An 18465-nucleotide genomic window follows, 5' to 3' on the forward strand; every position below is an offset into this window, starting at 1 on the left:
TTATTGCGCTCTTTTATGTAGGAAAGAAGTTCTATAAGATCTATAAGATAAAAGTATTTTAGTTGGAAAATATTTTTGATTTCTTAAAAACCACGATCTTCCTTCAATAGCTGTAGATTTAGAAATAGATGCTACGTGGGTATTTGGATTTTATACTCTGAACGGCTTCATATACAAAGATAGGGCAGGCAGAAGCCTGCCCTAGGGGTATGTAAGATGAATAGTAACTTTAGTCTATTAGATATCTGCAATCTTCAGTATCTCAAATACATCTTCCTTTGTAAGTTCTCCCCATGCGTTTCTTGGTCTAAATTCTATTGCCTTAATGGCTATTTCTTCCCACTCATCGGATGTGACACCGAGGTCTTTCAAGGCTACAGGCAGTCCCCAAGAGAGAAACTTTTCTCTCATCTTCTCAACCCCTTCTTCTGTAGATGATGCGTTCCATACCTCACGGGCCCACCTTTCTGTAATATCGGGGTTGAATTTTTTACGATACATGACAACAGCCGGCTGAATGACGGCAAGTCCCGTGCCATGTGCCACATCAGGGTGTAGTGCCGATATGGCATGCTCTATGGCGTGAGCTGCCCAGTCTCCTCCCAGTCCTGTTAGTGATAATCCATTAAATGCCAGTGTGGCTGCCCATGCAAATGATGCCCTTGCCTCATAGTCTTTGGGGTCTATCATGAGCCTATCAATGTTGTCTATTATGCTTCTCATAAGCCCCTCATCAAAGTAAACAGTGGTATCTGTTGGTTTACCGGTAATATAAGACTCTATAATATGACTCAGGCTATCGCTGCCACCGTTGGCTGTTTGCCTCTGTGGCAAAGAAAACTGTACAGTTGGGTCAACAATAGACACCTTAGGATAGTTGGTTATACTACGATAAGACCATTTGACCTTCTCCTCTTCATTGGTAATAACCGATGTGCCATTCATCTCGGATCCTGTGGCCGAGAGTGTAAGAACAATATATATAGGTAATGCCTTTGTGGGTTTCAGAGGGTTTTTCCTCAGATATAGTTTCCATACATCATCTACAAATACACCGTTGGCAATAGCCTTTGCCGTATCAATAACACTACCTCCACCAACGGCAAGGACGCCATCGACATTTTCTTTCTTTGCAATTTCTATGCCTTCTCTAACCTTAGACAGGACAGGATTAGGTCTAACACCCCACAGCTCAACCCACTGAATACCATGCTTTTTCAGGCTGTCTACCACGGTATCATAGACTCCATTTTTCTTAATACTGCCACCGCCTGCGACAAGTAGCACCTTTTTAGAGCCGAAAGATGCAATTTCCTCACCAATCTTTTTCACGGTATCTTTACCGAAAACATACTTTGTAGGATTGTGGAATACAAAGTTTCTCATGGTCTCACCCCCTATATGTCTGCATATCTCAGTATTTCTTCTACCACCTGTGGTGTGATAGGTTCCCACAGGTCTCCCCAGCCCAGCTCTACAGTTTTATCTATGATAGATTGCCAGTCACTGGGTTTGACACCTAACTCCTTTAGGGATATGGGAAGTCCCCACTCCTTGTATTTCGCCCTTAGCCTTTCTATACCACCTTCTATGGTATTTTCTCCCCATACCTGCTGTGCCCATCTCTTTAGTATCTCTGGATTGTGTTTTCTTCTATACATAAGCACTGCCGGATGCACGACTGCCAGCCCGCTACCGTGTGCCACATCGGGATATATGGCTGATATGGCATGTTCTATAGCGTGTGAAAGCCAATCTCCAGCGAGTCCTTTGGACGATATGCCATTTAGTGCCAATGTAGCTGCCCATGCAAATGATGCCCTTGCTTCATAGTTTCTGGGGTCTACCATGAGTGTGTCTATGTTGTCTATAATGCTTCTCATGAGCCCCTCATCGTAGTATACGGTGGTATCTGTGGGTTTACCGGTGATATATGCCTCCAGTATGTGGGACAAGGCATCACTGCCACCGTTTGCCGTTTGCTTTTTAGGAAGTGAAAACTGCACTGTTGGATCTACTATGGATACTTTGGGATATGACAGGGGAGAGCTAAATGCCCATTTTTGCCCTGTTTCTTCATTGGTAATAACGGCACCTCCATTCATTTCAGAGCCTGTGGCCGATATAGTGAGCACCACATATATAGGTAATGCGCTATCTGGTACTTTAGAGCTATCTACAAACATATCCCAAACATTATCTATAAACAGTCCATGAGCTATGGTCTTTGCCGTATCAATAACACTACCTCCACCAACGGCAAGGACGCCATCGACATTTTCTTTCTTTGCAATTTCTATGCCTTCTTTTACCTTAGACAGGACAGGATTAGGTCTAACACCCCACAGCTCAACCCACTGAATACCATGCTTTTTCAGGCTGTCTACCACGGTATCATAGACTCCATTTTTCTTAATACTGCCGCCTCCTGCGACAAGTAGCACTTTTTTAGAACCAAAAGATACAATTTCCTCACCAATCTTTTTCACGGTATCTTTGCCGAAAACATACTTTGTAGGATTGTGGAATACAAAGTTTCTCATACTATCCCCTCCCCTTCAGTGGATACATCATATTATTGTATCACTATAGAAAAAGGGAAGCCTACAGGCTTCCCTCTCTATGATTACTGTATAGGTGCTTTTTAGTCTCCACCGGGTATCATACGGGCTATAAGATTGGCAAATGATGGCAAAGTTCTACTTTGCAGGTATACTTTACCGGGTCCTGTGAGTTCCATGACGAAGAATTCTCCACCGAAGAGGAAATTTTTGAAACCTTTACCAAAGCTGCGTACTTTCCAAGATACAGTGTTCTCTACACCGGCAATATGATAGTTATCTACAACAACTTTCTGCCCAGTTTTGAGTTCTAGCACTTTTAGCCCTCCAAAGCCGTTAATCCATACTCCGCCATTGCCTGATACCTTAAGCCATACCATGCCGCCACCGGCTATAAAGCCTCTACCTCCACGCCATGCTACAGATAAGTCAATATCACCATGATGGGCTAGGTAGGCACCGTCCATAAGGTAGAAGTCGTTGCCTATGGGTATATATTCGATATCACCGAGGAATGACGGAACAAGCCATATAATGGCGTCACTCTGGGCCGTATATTTGTTGATAAATAGTGTTTCTCCACCCATGGCCTTACGCATAAGACCTTTGAGAAAGCCCCCTTGCATAGATGTATCTACCTTGATGTTACCCATCATGAGCATCATGGCACCGGGTTGGGCATTTACCGATTCACCGCTGCTAAGTTTTACTTTTAGTACACTAGACATAGGTCTGTCATCAATTTTGAATTCCATATTTATCACCCCTTAGTGATATTTTAGCTCATGGCCTTATGGATTCCATGTTCATGGTGATGGTGCTCATGTTCCCGACAATGGCAGTTCTCAGCTTCTACCTGCAGTGTAAGATGTATGTCTTTGTTCCATGCCTCATGTAGAGTATGTCTGAGCTTGTCCCGTAGCATGTCTACTTCTTTTACCGTCATATCTTCAGGTACAACGGCATGCACTTCTACAAATGCCTCCTTGCCCGTGAGTGTATATACTCTAATATCATGTATGTCTTTGATATTGGGCTTGAACTCTTTGATGGTTTTTTCTATAAGGTCTATGTCAGCATCTTCTGGTACTCCCTCCATGAGAATATGCATGCTCTCTTTTAGTATTTCGTAGGCATGACTGAAGAGAAAGTATACGATGAATGCACCGATAATGAGGTCGAGATACCATAGATTTTCAAACCCTATATATAGGAGTATTCCTTCTACTACCACAAGTACGGATGATAGTGCATCAGATATAAGGTGTATTAGAGCACCTTTGATACTCATGCTATGTTTAGCCTGTTTCCATAACAGGGCAATGCCTACGATGTTGCCCAGTAGCCCTATAATGGCAACAGGTAAAAGTATTCTTGGGTCTATTTCAAAGCCACCTTGTAGTGTGCGTTCTATAATTTCTCTTAATATTAGTAGGCCTGCAGCAAACAGAAGTAGTGAAACAACAAACGATGCTATGACCTCAGCCCTTTTAAATCCAAAGGTATGTCTTCTGTCAGGGCCCTTTTTCTCTACGGATTTGGCTATCCATACAAGGAGCGATGTAATACTATCGCCGAGATTGTGAAATGCATCGGCTGTGAGTGCTACAGAGCCTGACAAATAGCCTCCTATCAGTTCTGCTATGGTTATGCCCAAATTGGTTAGCACTGTTAGTGCTATTGGTAATGTCGATGTGTTTTCATCAATGTGATGATGGTGGTGATGGTGTCCCATATCTACCCCTCCCTTCAATACCATTATAAAGGTATATAAACATATTGATTGTTATGAAAAAATATTTAGAAAATATGAAACACATGCGGGAAACTCATGGATGTAATATATTTGTCCTTTGCTATCATAAAAACATGTCGGAGGGTGTGTTTGTTGTTAATCCTGTCTCTGGAGGAGGGAGGGCAAAGCGGGCATTTCTTCATTTTCGGAAACTCCTTGGGCGACAGTGTGATGTTGTTGTTTCTACCAGTAAAGGATATCTTCTAAATGAGTTCAGCAAACTTTGCTCTTACAGAAAGTTTTATGTTTTCGGTGGTGATGGAACACTTAATGAGGTTATCAATGCTATTTACCAATGTCGTGTTAGAGATCCTATATATATCACTGTTTTTCCATCAGGCTCAGGTAACGACTTTGTGAAGAGTTTGCCCTATGCCGAATTTGTAGAGTTCTATCCTGGTGTGTTCAGATATGAAGAAGGAGAGAGATACTTTCTCAATGCTCTTGGTACAGGGCTCGATGCCTATACAGCATATTACGCCTCTGATGTCAAGGGTAAATATCTTCGTGGTATTCCCGCATATGCCTATGGACTTATTAAGACAATGATATTAGGTGCTTCAACAACTAGTGTTGTAGATGCCAGCATTGATATTCCACACTCTTTATCTCTTATGTCATTTGGCAGAGGTGCCTATGTTGGAGGAGGTTTTTATCTTCTACCTCATGCCGATGTGAAGAAGAAGTCTATAGCATGGTTGGTGGCCCGTTATATCTCACCCTTTGAACTTCTTCATCAGATACCAATTCTGTTCAATGGTGAAATTTTACATTACGAAAAGGTATCTTATGGTCATGCCAATAGGATTGATATAAAACTTGAAGAACCTAAAGTGTTTCAAGTAGATGGTGAAATTATAAAGGGGGTATCTCAGTTTTCTGTGTATACTGCGGATACCCCCATATACATCCGATATATAAAGCCTTTATAGTTAGTAGCAATTGCCACATCCACCGTCCATCATCCAACCGATGATAAGCAGAGGGATAAGTCCTATTATTATGATGAGGGCTATTGGAGCTGCTACCAAGAATAGCACCCCTACAATAATGGCTCCCACAAGGGCTACTCCCAGTATAGGTAGTAGTGCTGCCCCTATACCGGCCAGTGTTACAACAGCTGGTAGTAACAGTGGCCATGTAAGAAGGATGAGTATAAACTTCCACAACCCACCTATAGGTAGCATAGCCAACACTATGAGCCATAAGAAACTTAGTATCAACATTGTCATTCCTCGCATGTTTCCCCTCACTTTATACACCTCCTTGTTGATATTGTAGCAAAATATTGTCATTGGTGACAAATATATTGCCTAACTATTCAAAATATCTTTGGCTATGCCATAAGGATATGACAGTAAAGGATCTTTTTCGGTATACAGTTTTTTAGCATTCTCATTTTTCAACACATCTTCAATCATAGGTGCAACAGCCTCAACGACTTTGTGAGGTAGATATGTTAGTTCCATAGCAAATGCCGGTGTAAAACTGTAGGAAAGCATTGTTTCTGCTACAAGTCGTTTATAAGTTGAAAGATAACCTAAACGCTGCTCCATATGGAGAAGAATGTCTCCCTTTTGTCTTAGTAGTGATAGCATGATATCTTCATAGTGTGTTGCCAGCGATAGGAGGTTCATTGTTTCAAATGTGTTTCCCTCTATCCACATGACTTGTCTCTCTTTGAAAATACGAGAGGATACATCTTCCACATCAGATTTGACACTTTCGAATGTGTCTGGTAAGTTCCATATATCCGGTAAGTTTTTGGCTACTTCTTCCGCACTATCCTTTAAAAGGGTTGTCATTGCTCCCAGTATGTCGGTATCTTTTACAAGGTTAAGCCTATCCTGTAGGTTGCTTTCTCTTAGAGAAGGAACTAGTATGCCGTATATGCCGAATCGAGATCCAATATGAGCCGATAGTGGAACAAATATGCTGCGATAGACATATGGTGCCATATCTGTTGTGATATCTATATACTCTTCCATAAGCAATATAAAGGCACGTACTGCGGCATGCCCGCTAAGAGAAGCAGTAAAGAAAAATATTCGTTCTAAATCGTCCATTTTCACCACCACATAAAGTATAATAAAAATACAGGTAAGGAGGTGGTTTTTCATGGTTGGACTCATTATAGCCATTGTTATTATTGTGGCCATTGTGCTATGGATTATCGGTGTCTATAACAGGCTTATTACTCTCAAGAATAGGGTAGAAAATGCATGGCACCAGATAGATGTGCAGCTCCAGAGAAGATATGATCTTATTGAAAATTTGGTCAATACTGTTAAGGGTTATGCCAAGCATGAGAAAGAAATATTTGAAAAAGTTGCTGAGGCCCGTGCCAAGGCTATGGGGGCAACATCTCCTGCAGAGAAGGCAAAGGCTGAAGGTGAGCTGACATCTACTCTAAAGACATTGTTTGCCGTTGCCGAGGCATATCCTGAACTGAAGGCCAATGAGAATTTCTTGCAGCTTCAGGAAGAACTAACAAGCACAGAAAACAAGGTTGCATATGCAAGACAGGCCTACAACGATACGGTGTATATGTTCAACAAGACCATTCAACTATTCCCCAACAATATCATTGCCGGCATGTTGGGCTTTAAACCCTTTGAGTACTTTGAGACAGAATCTTCTGAGGTTCGCAAGGCACCAAAGGTCCAGTTCTAAAAGTCTTTTTCTCAGAAAAATAGGGGGACCGAAAGGTCCCCCTTTTTAAAAAGGGTGTGCGGGTTATGTCATGGGAGGGGAGGTGTACCCTATCCCTGAGACAGCTCTTCTTTTTCTATTTCATCAATTGTCAGATTAGGTACTGGTTTACCTATGTATCTGACAAGAAGTATTATGATACCAAATCCCAGTAAAAGTGACAACCATACTGGTATCCACTTTACAAGTAGAAATCCAACAAGTGCTGCAACGGCAGCTGCTGTAAAAGCATATGGTATTTGGGTATTAACGTGGTCCATGTGATCGCTGGCAGATGCCATAGATGCAAGTATGGTGGTATCAGATACTGGTGAACAGTGATCTCCAAATACGGCACCTGTCAATACTGCACCAATAGTTGCAATAAGCATGACGCCAACATCTGCTGTTCCGTAAAATTCTGCTGCAAGTCCTATAGCTATAGGCATGACAATGGCCATTGTTCCCCATGATGTACCGGTTGCAAATGATATGACTGCCGCAGATAGGAAAATACCTAGTGGCAGAATAGATGCAGGAAGCCACCCTTTTACCAGAGAAACAACATACTCTGCTGTTCCAAGGTCTGAGTTAACACTTCCCAAAGCCCATGCGATAACAAGGATGACAACAGGCATCATCATGGATTTGTTTCCATCAAGCCATGCATCTACAAGTTCTCCAGCACTCATAATCTTTTGGACAAGAACCATAACAGCTGCCACAAATGTTGCGGCTACAACTGCCCATGTCAATGCTACAGAGGCATCGGCATCACCAAATGTAAAGGTGATAGCCTTGAAGACAGAGCCATATTCTTTAAGATAACCCTGATATGCAGCTGTTCCTCCGGCGGTTATCCAGAGTGAAACAATGGTTCCTATGATAAGCACAAGTATTGGGAGCCAAGCATTGATGGCCCTAAGTTTAACACCCTCTGGCTTTTTTAGTTCGGATATCTCTTTAGATATCATGATCTGTGCTCCGTCTCTGTATACCTTACCTGTCTTTCTTGCCCTTACCTCTGCCTTATACATTGCCCCAAAGTCACGGGACATCAGTGCAATAGCAAACAGAAGAACTAAGGCGAATATAGAATAAAACCTGAAGGGTATAGACATAATGAAAATATTATAAGAAGAGTTCCATATCTTTTCAGGAAATCCAGCATTTTTCATAGCATCGGATATTACACCGATCTCATAGGATATCCAAGTTGATATAAGGGCCATGGATGCCACAGGTGCTGCGGTGGAATCTACTATATAAGAGAGTTTTTCCCTTGATACCCTAAATTTATCTGTTACAGGTCTCATAGTATTTCCAACAAGCAGGGTATTGGAATAATCGTCAAAAAATATGGCTATGCCCATTAGAGAGGCAAAGAACTGTGCCATTGACGAGTTTTTGGCACTCCTTGCCAGTGATTCGGCTATTGCCCACATACCACCACTGCGGTTGATAATACCGAGAAGACCACCAAGCAAAATGGTGAATATGATGATACCTGTATACCAAGGATCTGCCAGGAGGTTAATGATTCGCTCGGAGAAGAGATGGAAGAGCGAGGTGACCGTAGCAAGTATACCACCCCAAACATCACCTCCCATCAGTTTAGGCAGTCCTTCGTATATGTACTGACCAACCCATATACCTATGAACAGCGAAATAATAGGTCTGTGAGTTGTAAAGGCCAACACAATGGCGATGGTCGGCGGCAGAAGCGCCCAAAATCCATAAGAAAATTTGCTACTTGCATCTGCTGCATATGCCCAGAAAGGCAGAGCAAGCAACATAATGCCGATGGATACGGCTAAAATCCATGTTACTCTTCTCCGAGTCATGTTGCATACCTCCTTTTCCCCTTTCGGGAATATTTTGTTGAAATTTTATGCTACATGTTGAAGTGGTGTCAAGTCTAGAATGAAGAGATTTGCATATTTTATTGTGTAAAATGTGAATTTTATGAGTAATATGTCCTGAATATCACGATGTTTTATTTGCATATAGATGTGCATTTGTGTTGGAGGATTGGAATGATACCAAAAAGTCTAAGTTGGTGTATCATTACAGTAGGAGGTGGATTATATGAAAAAATTTAGAAGTGTCATTGTACTATTTATCATTTTTTCTTTGGTGTTTACTTTTGCATCTTGTGGGACGGAAAAAACACAGACCAAAGAAAATCCTATGGCTTCCAGTGGAGGCGTTGATTTAACGGAGAAGATTCCCAATACCGGTTTTTATATTTTCTTCAATGTCAGTAAAGATGATACAAAGGCTATGCAGGATCTGCAAAAGAAACTGGTAGATGCCGGTGTTGCTCCCATGTGGACACAGGGCATGGATGAAGATGTCAAACAGATTACCGAGCAGATAAAGAAGATTATGGATAAATATAACGACATCACAGAAAGTCAATATGGCGTTATTGCTGTAGATCTGAAAAAAGTCGAAGGGTTGAAGGATAAAGACCCTGAAGAAGTTGTGCTTGGTCCTGATAATGGCATATATCTGGCTATTGCCGTTAAATTTTCTAAAGAGGTAAAGGTAAAAGATTATCTATCAGATGTACAGGGTATTCTTGATGAGATGAAAAAATCTGAGGATATGCAAAATGCTGAGATTACGGTAGACCCAGAGAAGGGAACAATGACCATCAAGCCTGAAGATGGTCCACAGATTATTCTTTATTTCGAGCAGGATGGAAAGAATATCATTGTCACTATAGGACAGCCGTTTTCCAAGATGGAAAAGGTATCGGAAAATATCACGAAAAATGCATTTTGGAAAGAGGCCACATCTCACACATTCGCCCTGTATCTTGATCCACAACAGATTCCCGATGAGAAAGCTAAAAATGACCTTGTGAAAGCCGGCTGGAAGGAACCTATTCGTGTGTTTGGCGATATCAGCTCCTCAGAGAAAAATGGTGTTTATACATCTCAGTTTATTCTCAAAGGTTACAATCCATCTGATGTAAAATTTGAAAATCTTGGTATCGATGGAGATATTAAAGTTGTGAAAGATTCAGACCTTATTCTTGCCGTTGATACAGATTGGTTTGTAGAAGCCATGAATCAGGCAGCTAAGGCAGACGAGCAGCTGGGAGAGTATAAACAGATGATAGACATGTTTGCCGGTGGTGTTATTACACTTTCAGTCTCGGTAAAATCTATGCAGCAGATGGCAGGTGCCGTGGTAGGACAGTACTTTAAAGATGCCGATAAGATCTGGTCTATGTATGGACAGATGATAGATCAGTATATTGAAGGTGCCAAAGGTTCTATGCCTAATCTCTATGCCAATGCCCAGAAGACAGGAGATGGCTTTGAAATCGTTGCTGGCACATTCCAGCCTCAGTTGACTACTGAAAAAGTTGAGGGAAAACCTGTTTTATATCTCAAACTGAATATCGATCCAGCTAAATATGGTGAGATCTTTGGAATGATGGACCCTGAGGCAGCTAAGATGTTTGATGGCTATGCCAAGGTTATCGATAATGCAGAGTTTACTATCTCTGTTACATACGATGAGGATAAGAATATGTCTGGTCTCAAGATTGTATCTATTGTAAAGACAAAATAATATTTCTGACATGTAAAAACTAAGGGGAGGCACAAGTCTCCCCTTTTTCTATAGGTAAGCTGGACATGTATCTTTTTACTGTGGAGGAATAATAATGACCATACGGGTTTTCCTTCCCCATTTTTTTGCACTCTCTACACTGTGCATGAGTATATCTATGTGGTGGCCTTTAATCTTTCCTCCTGTGTCTACAGCGACGCATGGCTTGTTTAGTCCTTGAATAATGAGAACAGAGTATAGTGGTATAACTCTTGGGTCTACAGCACAGTATGTGATGTTATCAAGGTCTTTAATAGCAGATACCTTAAATAGTTTGGCTGTGGTATTGCAATCTCCACTACAGTTTATGCCTCCAGCTGCTGGGGCATAGGCTGTGATGGTGAATTTATCCAATTTGATATGTGTGGCTTTTTGTAGTGTAGGAATCATGTTTTCCAATTTAAACTGAAGCTTCCTATCAAGCGATGCCACTATACTCTGTAAATATCTGTTTTTGGCTCGTAGTGTTTCAACCTCTTTTTTTAGTTGGTCATTTTCTTTCTGGAGTTTTTCTATCTGTGCTTGGTATGTGGCGATAGCATTTTGTTGCTGTTCTACAGTCTTTTTTAGCTGGCTATTTTCTTCTTGCAGAGCACTGACCTGCAACTTAAGGCTGGCTGTTTCCATCTGTAGCTGACGTATAGACTGATACAGAGGCTCTGGACTAATGTATGGACCGTTTTTGCCAGCATCGGCTATAGAGTAATATACCGGCGATAAACCGGTGGCAAATACTATAACAAGCATGATGATAAATAGCCTTCGCACACTCCTTCGTATTTTCTCTACATCTATATTTATATGCATAGAGATCCCTCCTTATCTTGCTAATTTGTATCGTGGCATTATAACATGCCATTTTAGAGGGTATTCTATTAAGTGTAAAGAGGTGTTGACTGTGGGAGGTGTCAAAATTTGAAGAAAGTCGTTTCCATAACACTCATGCTAATAATATTGTTTGTAGCCTGTGGTGCTCCTGATAGCTTTCTTTCCCCTTATTCATTGGTACCACTTAGCACTTTTAATGTAAAGCTGACACTGCTGGATGATGAGGCGACTAGTGTGTGGGGTTATATGACAGGATGTAATGATAAACTGAAATCTTTGACCTTGTATATGTCTACAACCACAGTTAATGTCTCTTCCCATGAATTTTGGAATAAATTGGTTATTGTGGGGACGGCAACAACCGATGTTGATATAATGGTACCGTATGCTCAGACCGCCTCCCATGTCTGGATGAGTAAAAAGATTTTTTATACTCTGTGTGGCACCATGTTATGTTTATCCAGTGATGAGCCATATATGGAAAGAAAACCTATAAAACCTTCTCTTGAACCCCTTGCCCGTGTATCTGCTCCTGATGTTATTGATATGAGGGTAGATAGGCATATCCGCTTTACGGGGACGATTTCCATATCTTCAATGGATGCTGAAGGATACCTTTATCTTGATATTCCTCTGTCAACTTTACCTGATGGTACATACAAGTATGCTTTTCTCCCCAAAGCAGAGATGAGTATTTCAGTTGATGGTTCCCTCCTGAATGCTCTTTATTCCTACTACAAGGGATTAGTATTGAAATATTTTCATCTGTCATCGGCGGAGCTGGTGTGGCTAGATAGTACGATTGACATATTAAAGAATGCCTATATTCATGTGGATATATCACCTTCTGATAATGAATTTCTCTTGTCTGTATATTTTCTCCATGGTGTTCCTGCTTCGTTTGAAAATGCACTCTACTTTGTAAAACAAAGGTATCCGCATATGTATTACATGCTCTCTGATAATATGCTTGTCTTATCTACCACACGGTATTTCTCTTATAAAGAGATTGATCACGGCACAGCATATATAAATATTGGCAATGTTGCTGCTCTGTATAACATGTATGGTGATACCATGTTTGCTTTTCTAGATAAGATGCAGATAAAAGGTGTTATTGCTGATATTTCATATATTTCTAAAGATGCCCTCTTTATACATGTATCATTAAAACGATGAAAGAACATTAAGCTATAGGTTGTCTTGTATAATAGAAATAGACAAACATATGCTATATAAATTTATCCCTAAAGGGGTGGTTTTATGTTGGACGATAGAGTGCCTGTAGCCGACATTATTGTGGACACGGCCAGTAAGAAGATGAAAGCGTTTGCCCAGAAGATGAAGGATAAAGATCTTGACTTTATATTTGGCAATCTTGTCGATACCCTAATTCAGATGAAAAAGCTTACCTTTGTAGATGATGTTGTTTCGACTCCTGCATTGGTTGTTGGGATAGATGGTGCATTCGCCACCTATAAGATGTTTGGAGGTATTATTGGGGCCTATGTGACTGTGGGGGCATTTATTAAAAATGGTGTTCTATATACAGAGGCTCTGGATTTAGGGGCAGATGTCTTTTTAGGAGAAAAAGGGGAACGTACATTTAAGATGCTGGAGTATACAGCAGAGCTGAAATCTGTGGCAATAGCTGTAGAGAAGGCACATGCATACATAGAGAACAATGATGAGGCAGTATTGTTCGTAGATGGTTCTCTCAGTAGCAGTATGGGTCATCTTGCCATGCAGACAGAAGTTTCCCATGAGGTGCTTATGAATATGGTAGAGGCTGTTGCACAGATAACCCATCTGTCATCAGATATCGTATTTGTTCCTAAGCGGATGATGAAGGACATTGCCTTTGCCGATAGGGAGCTCAAGGAGAAGTTTGCATATATAAATATATTAGAAGATATCGGTATTAAGGAGGCATTTGCCATTGGTAGTGCCATTTTACATAAACGTCGAGAGCTTTATGGCAAGAATAAAAAGGATAAGAAAGTTTCTGCCCCTGTTATTGTGGGACCATTTCCCCTGCATATCCATCTTGCATATGGTGACAAGAAAGTTAGCTATAACATGAATACCTACTATATCAATCTTGTTCAGTGGCGGCATGCCGTGCTAAGAATAGATGTTGCTCCCGACAAAGATGTATCATGGGTCATATCTCATGTGCTTCCTGCACTTGACCTTATGCCCCGTGTAGCCGCAATAATGGCTGCAGATGAATATGCTAAGAAGACTATATCCTCTGCTATGAATTTGCTTATTGAAAATGTCTTTGCTTCTGCTGATATGAGAGAAGTTATGAGGCTCTTTCCCGATTATAGGGGAGAAGGGTCTGCTATGCACTCTATTTTTTATGGGGAGTGATACAAATGAAGATTGGGCTTATTGCCGATTTACATCTAGGTTATTACCCAACATTCTTATCTGGTGTGCTTGATAGACATGCAGAGCAGATATATCTTGACAAAGTGTTTCAGCGGTTTGCCGATGAGGGAGTAGAGCTTATAGCTGTGCTAGGTGACCTTCTTCATACATGGCGTGGTCGCAGCGGGTGGATGGCCCTTATGCACTTTCTTGGTCTTATCAGACGCTATCGCATACCGACATTTATGGTGAGGGGTAATCATGATGTTATAGTGCCTCAGCTGTACGATGAACTATCAAATATATCTGATGGATACTTTTTCACATTTGTTGGTATGCAGTCGCTTGAAAAAAAGAGTCCCATACTAGCAACAGACGAACTCCATGAAGGTATTGCCTATGAGAAGGTTATGGAGCTTCATGATATAAGGCATGTTGCCGTATTACCCCATGCTGCATCAATTCTTCCCGAAGGGGTTATCAACGAGATGAGGGAAAACACAATGGATATGTTTAACAAGAAGAATGCCATACTCTTTGTTCATTATTTTCTTGAAAGTCGTTTAAGTAGTCTCCTTTCCAATGTTATGGCGCGAGAGTTTGTTGTGCCAGACAAACCCCTTGCTCAGAATGGCACAGTTATATTTGCAGGGCATGACCATAGACGATATGTATCCCGTGATGGTAGGTATGTTATTGGTTCTATGCTTCCCCGTGATGCACGATTGGGTGGTGATGATGTGTCGTTTGGTATAGCGGAAATAACATCCGATAATATTAGCTATACCCCGCTAAGTATTTCTCTGCCCTATAGACTGGAGTACAAGAGGCAGTTTGACACATTAGAACAGGCTGTTGACTGGATAAAAACTGTTTTAGAAGAGAAAGAACTCTTGGTGATATCCCATTTGGGTATTAGTGAGAAGGATATCACACTGGTTGATGTTGAAAAACATCTAGCTGCTTATGGAGTTGATGTCGGTAGGGTTAATATTCGAAGGCTCGTTTCTATTATCAAGAGAGAAAAAGATGGGCATATTGTGGAATTAGATGGAGTGGCCGGCGTTTCTATTGATGATGCTTTCCAACAGTACTTTGAGACCCATAAATCAGATATTACCCTTCCAGATGGCATAGATGAGAAGATGTTTAAGGATACGATGGGCGATATTTTTGCCTCCCTTTTAAGGGGTGATGTCGATGATTAATCTCAAGCATATAGAGATACGCAACTTTATGGGTATTGAAAAGTTCCGCGTGGATATAGATGATGTGGGTCAGGGATCGCTTGTATTTATACTTGGCCATAATGGGGCTGGTAAATCATCAATTCTTGAGGCTATTATGTATGCCCTTACAAGTCAGGTAGACCGATTTGCTGGCAAGTCAGGTATTCTTAGACAAGGGGCAGATAGTGGCTATGTAGAGGTTCAATTCTATGGTGCCGATGGCAATCTATATCAGGTGAGACGCTCTTTTTCTATTGGTAAGTCAACCTTAAATACCCGTTCTCAGATTCGAGTGAAGTATGGAAAACTATGGCAGCGAATGGAAAATGTACCAGATAAAGATAAAGCTGTTACGACCGCTGTAGAAAACATCTTAGGTATTGAGGGAAAGATGGCAGAGGTCCTTCGTAGCACTTTTCTAATTATGCAAGGCAAGATTGATGATATGGTTGTTGGTAAAAAGCCTGTGGAAACCCTAAGTCAATCGGGTGTTGTACCTTTTAAAGAGGAGGATATCAAGCAGGTTATTAAGGAGAAATTGGATAATCTCCGTACACGGAAAGAAGCACTTGACGATGCCATTATTTCGGATAAGAATCTGATATATGAAACATACAGTAAGGTAGCACCATTTATAGAGCATTATGATAGTGTGCTATCTGCCCGATGGGAGGATATATATGATAGTGATAATAACGTAATGCTCCTGAAATTGTTGGAAGATACCATTACTGTCGTATCTCAAGCAAAGACAATGCTTTCTCAGTATATGCCCTCCTTTGATGCTGTGAAGGAACTCAAGAATTTGATGGAGCAGATAGAAGAAACCCATGCCAGTATAGAAGATATCAAATCTCAGATAGAGACATTGGAGAAGGAAAAAACTTCACTTGTAGAGCGTATAGAAAGGCAGAAAGCATATCTGGCAGATATGGGTATTACCCCGCAGAGTCAAGAAGGACTAAAATATATAGCCTACTTAAGGGATAAGGGATTGTCTGCAAATGATGTAGCGGTACTTAGCCATATGACACCTGTTGATATAGATGATTATAGTGAGGCTTATGAGTCTCTCCAGAAATATAAAAAAGCTCGTAAGAAGCAAGATAGGATTTTTCGAACCTATGCATATCTTCATGGTCGGTACAGTGATGCCTCTGAAGAAACCCTTTCACACACAAAGGCCCTTGTCGATAAGAAGAAATTGCTCATTAGTCGTAGAGATGCGCTGGAGAGGGATATTAATAGTTTGAAGTCAAAGCTTACTTCCTTGGAAAAAGATGTTACCTTGTATCGTGGCAAGGTGGAGGAATATGAAAATAAGAAACAAGATCTTGAAGATGCCTATAAAGCTGTAGAGCCGTTGTTACCATATATCTCTTTACTTCAAAATCTTGTGCATATAGAAAAGGAGATAGAGCAGGTTAAAAAGCAAAGAGATGCCATTACTGTGCCAGATATAGATGTTTTGTATCAGAAGCGTAGTGAATATGAAAAGAAGCAGGAATCGATTACCCGTATTATTGCACAGCTTGAAATGTTGCCAGAGTCTACTGGTGAGAAGACGGACACAGAGATTATAGAACAGTGGGTTGTAGACTATGGCAGGTATATGCATGCCCGTGACGGTGTGTGTCCTGTGTGTGGTGCAGCACATGATGTTCCTCAGACCAGTCGCCCATCTGTTTCTGATGAACTTATTAGTGCACTTAGTGGTATGCAGGCTTCGGAGATAGCTCTAAAACGTAAAAAGCTTCTTGACATGCTAAAAAAGGTATGCCCTAATAGCACATCAGTCTCTGATGCTAAGCATCGTGTTGCCAAGATGCTTGAGGATATTCAACAGCAGATAGATAGTGCACAGTCTGTATTGAAAAGGCGCGAGGCTTTAGATGAGCGGTTGGTACATTTACAGCAGGAGAGAGCAAACTTGTTACAACAGATACACATTCCTCTACCACAGGAGATAACAGCATCGTTTGTAGAGCATATTATGAATACAGAGGAAATATACAAGAATGTATTAGCTGAACTTCGCATGGCAAGTAGAATTTTGAAGGAAAAACTGGCTCAGTATAATGATGTTAAGGCAGAGCTGGATACAAAAGAAAGGGAGCTTGGTGATGTTCTTTCTCAACTTGAAAATATACCCAATGATATAGAGCAAATCCTAGAGGAGCTAATGGTATATAACCATCTTAGGGATTATGAAAGGCTTCTTCTCAAAGATGACATTTCTCCGGGAACATATTACAGCGGTTTTGAAACTGATGCCAAAATGCTTGTTGCGTATAAGCTGACATCACGGAGAATTATAGATATGCTTGGTAGAGATTATCTTCAAATGAGGGAGATGAAGCCACCAACGCCAGAGGAGCTTATGGAGGTTAACGAATATATTGCAGGTATCAAATCTCACAGTGCCTCTCTTGTGTATCAGAAACAGTTTATAGAGATATACGAACACGTTGATGACCTAATAGAATCACTCAGCAAGCTTGTTCAAGATGAAGAAACTCTTCAGTTGGTGGGGAACGATATTAGCACATTAAAAGGTCATTTAGAAGAGCTTGTTGGTAGGCTCCAAGATATGGAAAAGAAGAAACAAACCCTCATATCATTGGGAGAGAAGATACCCCCTGAGCTAGAGCGTGCTGTATCAGATAGTGGTATGTCTCCTGAGGTGGTTCTTGACAGGCTAGAGGAGTCATACAGTAGCATGAAGTCTTTGCACGGAAGGTTGGAGAAACACATAGACGATATGGAACATGTTGGAAAGCAAATTGTATTGCTGGAGTATATCAGGAGACAGGTTGTCCCGAGATTTTATAAGTGGTATGTGGATATGGTCATGAGGGTGTTTAGAAACAGGCTTTCTGATAACCTCGAGATGCTTAGTGGTCGTTATAGGTTGGAGAGCATGCAAGGTGATAAGGGCATAGAAGTGTATGACATGTGGAATGAAACCATAAGACCTGCTTCAATGTTATCTGGTGGAGAAAAAACGATGCTTGGCCTCTCGTTTGTTTTTGCACTGGCCGATGTTGTAGCCGGTTATGGTGGGCATAGGGTGTTCTTTATTGATGAAGGTTTTTCTTCCCTTGATAGCCAGCGTAAGCAAGAGCTAAGGCCTGTGCTAGAGAATCTTGTCTCTTCTTCGGGGCATACGATTTTTATCATTACCCACGATGAAAGTATTCTTGACAGTGCCCCACCAGAGAGCCCTGTTATTCGTATGGAAAAGGGAAAAATGGTTGGAGGCATATCGACCGTAGGTTCATTACTGGGAACTTCGTTTATTAACGACGATGAGGATACAGATGTTGATGATATAGGTGACCTTTTGGCATAAGGAGGG

15 protein-coding genes are annotated in these 18465 nt (G+C 41.1%); 7 read left to right on the plus strand and 8 right to left on the minus strand.

What is annotated here, in order from left to right; translation table 11 throughout:
* Window positions 1-237 precede the first annotated feature (237 nt).
* From GM182_RS00600 to GM182_RS00615, 4 genes are all read right to left on the minus strand, one after another.
* The gene (locus GM182_RS00600) at window positions 238-1386 is read right to left on the minus strand and encodes an iron-containing alcohol dehydrogenase (protein ID WP_449186665.1); all 1149 of its coding nucleotides are present in this window, start codon (window positions 1384-1386) and stop codon (window positions 238-240) included.
* An 11-nt stretch (window positions 1387-1397) separates the two neighbouring features.
* Entirely contained in the window at window positions 1398-2543 is a 1146-nt protein-coding gene (locus GM182_RS00605) for an iron-containing alcohol dehydrogenase (protein WP_449186666.1), read from the minus strand.
* Window positions 2544-2644: 101 nt separating this feature from the next.
* Entirely contained in the window at window positions 2645-3316 is a 672-nt protein-coding gene (locus GM182_RS00610; protein ID WP_449186667.1) for a TIGR00266 family protein, read from the minus strand.
* Window positions 3317-3339: 23 nt separating this feature from the next.
* A complete protein-coding gene (locus GM182_RS00615; RefSeq protein WP_449186668.1) occupies window positions 3340-4296 on the minus strand; it encodes a cation diffusion facilitator family transporter in 957 nt (318 codons plus the stop codon).
* 146 nt (window positions 4297-4442) lie between these two features.
* On the opposite strand from GM182_RS00615, the gene GM182_RS00620 reads away from it, so the two are divergent.
* Window positions 4443-5288: a diacylglycerol/lipid kinase family protein gene (locus GM182_RS00620; RefSeq protein WP_449186669.1), complete on the plus strand. Its 846-nt coding sequence runs from the start codon at window positions 4443-4445 to the stop codon at window positions 5286-5288.
* Here the strand turns inward: GM182_RS00620 and GM182_RS00625 are convergent, their stop codons facing one another.
* Window positions 5289-5609: a hypothetical protein gene (locus GM182_RS00625; protein WP_449186670.1), complete on the minus strand. Its 321-nt coding sequence runs from the start codon at window positions 5607-5609 to the stop codon at window positions 5289-5291. It abuts the gene before it with no gap.
* Between the two features lie 60 nt (window positions 5610-5669).
* Window positions 5670-6422, minus strand: coding sequence for a hypothetical protein (locus tag GM182_RS00630; protein ID WP_449186671.1), 753 nt, complete (start codon window positions 6420-6422; stop codon window positions 5670-5672).
* A 52-nt stretch (window positions 6423-6474) separates the two neighbouring features.
* Between GM182_RS00630 and GM182_RS00635 the strand changes: the two genes are divergently transcribed.
* On the plus strand, window positions 6475-7029 hold the full coding sequence (locus GM182_RS00635) for a LemA family protein (protein ID WP_449186672.1): 555 nt from the start codon (window positions 6475-6477) through the stop codon (window positions 7027-7029).
* An 89-nt stretch (window positions 7030-7118) separates the two neighbouring features.
* On the opposite strand, the gene GM182_RS00640 is transcribed toward GM182_RS00635, so the two are convergent.
* Entirely contained in the window at window positions 7119-8891 is a 1773-nt protein-coding gene (locus GM182_RS00640; protein ID WP_449186673.1) for a Na+/H+ antiporter NhaC family protein, read from the minus strand.
* A gap of 244 nt (window positions 8892-9135) precedes the next feature.
* Here GM182_RS00640 and GM182_RS00645 point away from each other — a divergent pair, with 244 nt between their 5' ends.
* Window positions 9136-10635, plus strand: coding sequence for a hypothetical protein (locus GM182_RS00645; RefSeq protein WP_449186674.1), 1500 nt, complete (start codon window positions 9136-9138; stop codon window positions 10633-10635).
* 75 nt (window positions 10636-10710) lie between these two features.
* On the opposite strand, the gene GM182_RS00650 is transcribed toward GM182_RS00645, so the two are convergent.
* On the minus strand, window positions 10711-11481 hold the full coding sequence (locus tag GM182_RS00650) for a 3D domain-containing protein (protein WP_449186675.1): 771 nt from the start codon (window positions 11479-11481) through the stop codon (window positions 10711-10713).
* Between the two features lie 108 nt (window positions 11482-11589).
* On the opposite strand from GM182_RS00650, the gene GM182_RS00655 reads away from it, so the two are divergent.
* From GM182_RS00655 to GM182_RS00670, 4 genes are all read left to right on the plus strand, one after another.
* Window positions 11590-12681 carry a hypothetical protein gene (locus GM182_RS00655; protein WP_449186676.1) on the plus strand — a complete coding sequence of 364 codons (1092 nt, stop codon included), beginning with the start codon at window positions 11590-11592 and terminating at the stop codon, window positions 12679-12681.
* Window positions 12682-12765: 84 nt separating this feature from the next.
* Window positions 12766-13878: a hypothetical protein gene (locus GM182_RS00660; RefSeq protein WP_449186677.1), complete on the plus strand. Its 1113-nt coding sequence runs from the start codon at window positions 12766-12768 to the stop codon at window positions 13876-13878.
* 5 nt (window positions 13879-13883) lie between these two features.
* Window positions 13884-15086, plus strand: coding sequence for a metallophosphoesterase (locus GM182_RS00665; protein WP_449186678.1), 1203 nt, complete (start codon window positions 13884-13886; stop codon window positions 15084-15086).
* Window positions 15079-18459 (plus strand): AAA family ATPase, encoded by a 3381-nt coding sequence (locus GM182_RS00670; protein WP_449186679.1) that lies wholly within the window; start codon window positions 15079-15081, stop codon window positions 18457-18459. Before GM182_RS00665 ends, GM182_RS00670 begins: the two co-directional genes overlap by 8 nt.
* Window positions 18460-18465 lie beyond the last annotated feature (6 nt).

Origin of the sequence: Zhurongbacter thermophilus, assembly GCF_026184435.1 — a bacterium.
Taxonomy (GTDB): Bacteria; Coprothermobacterota; Coprothermobacteria; order Coprothermobacterales; family JAADFF01; genus JAADFF01.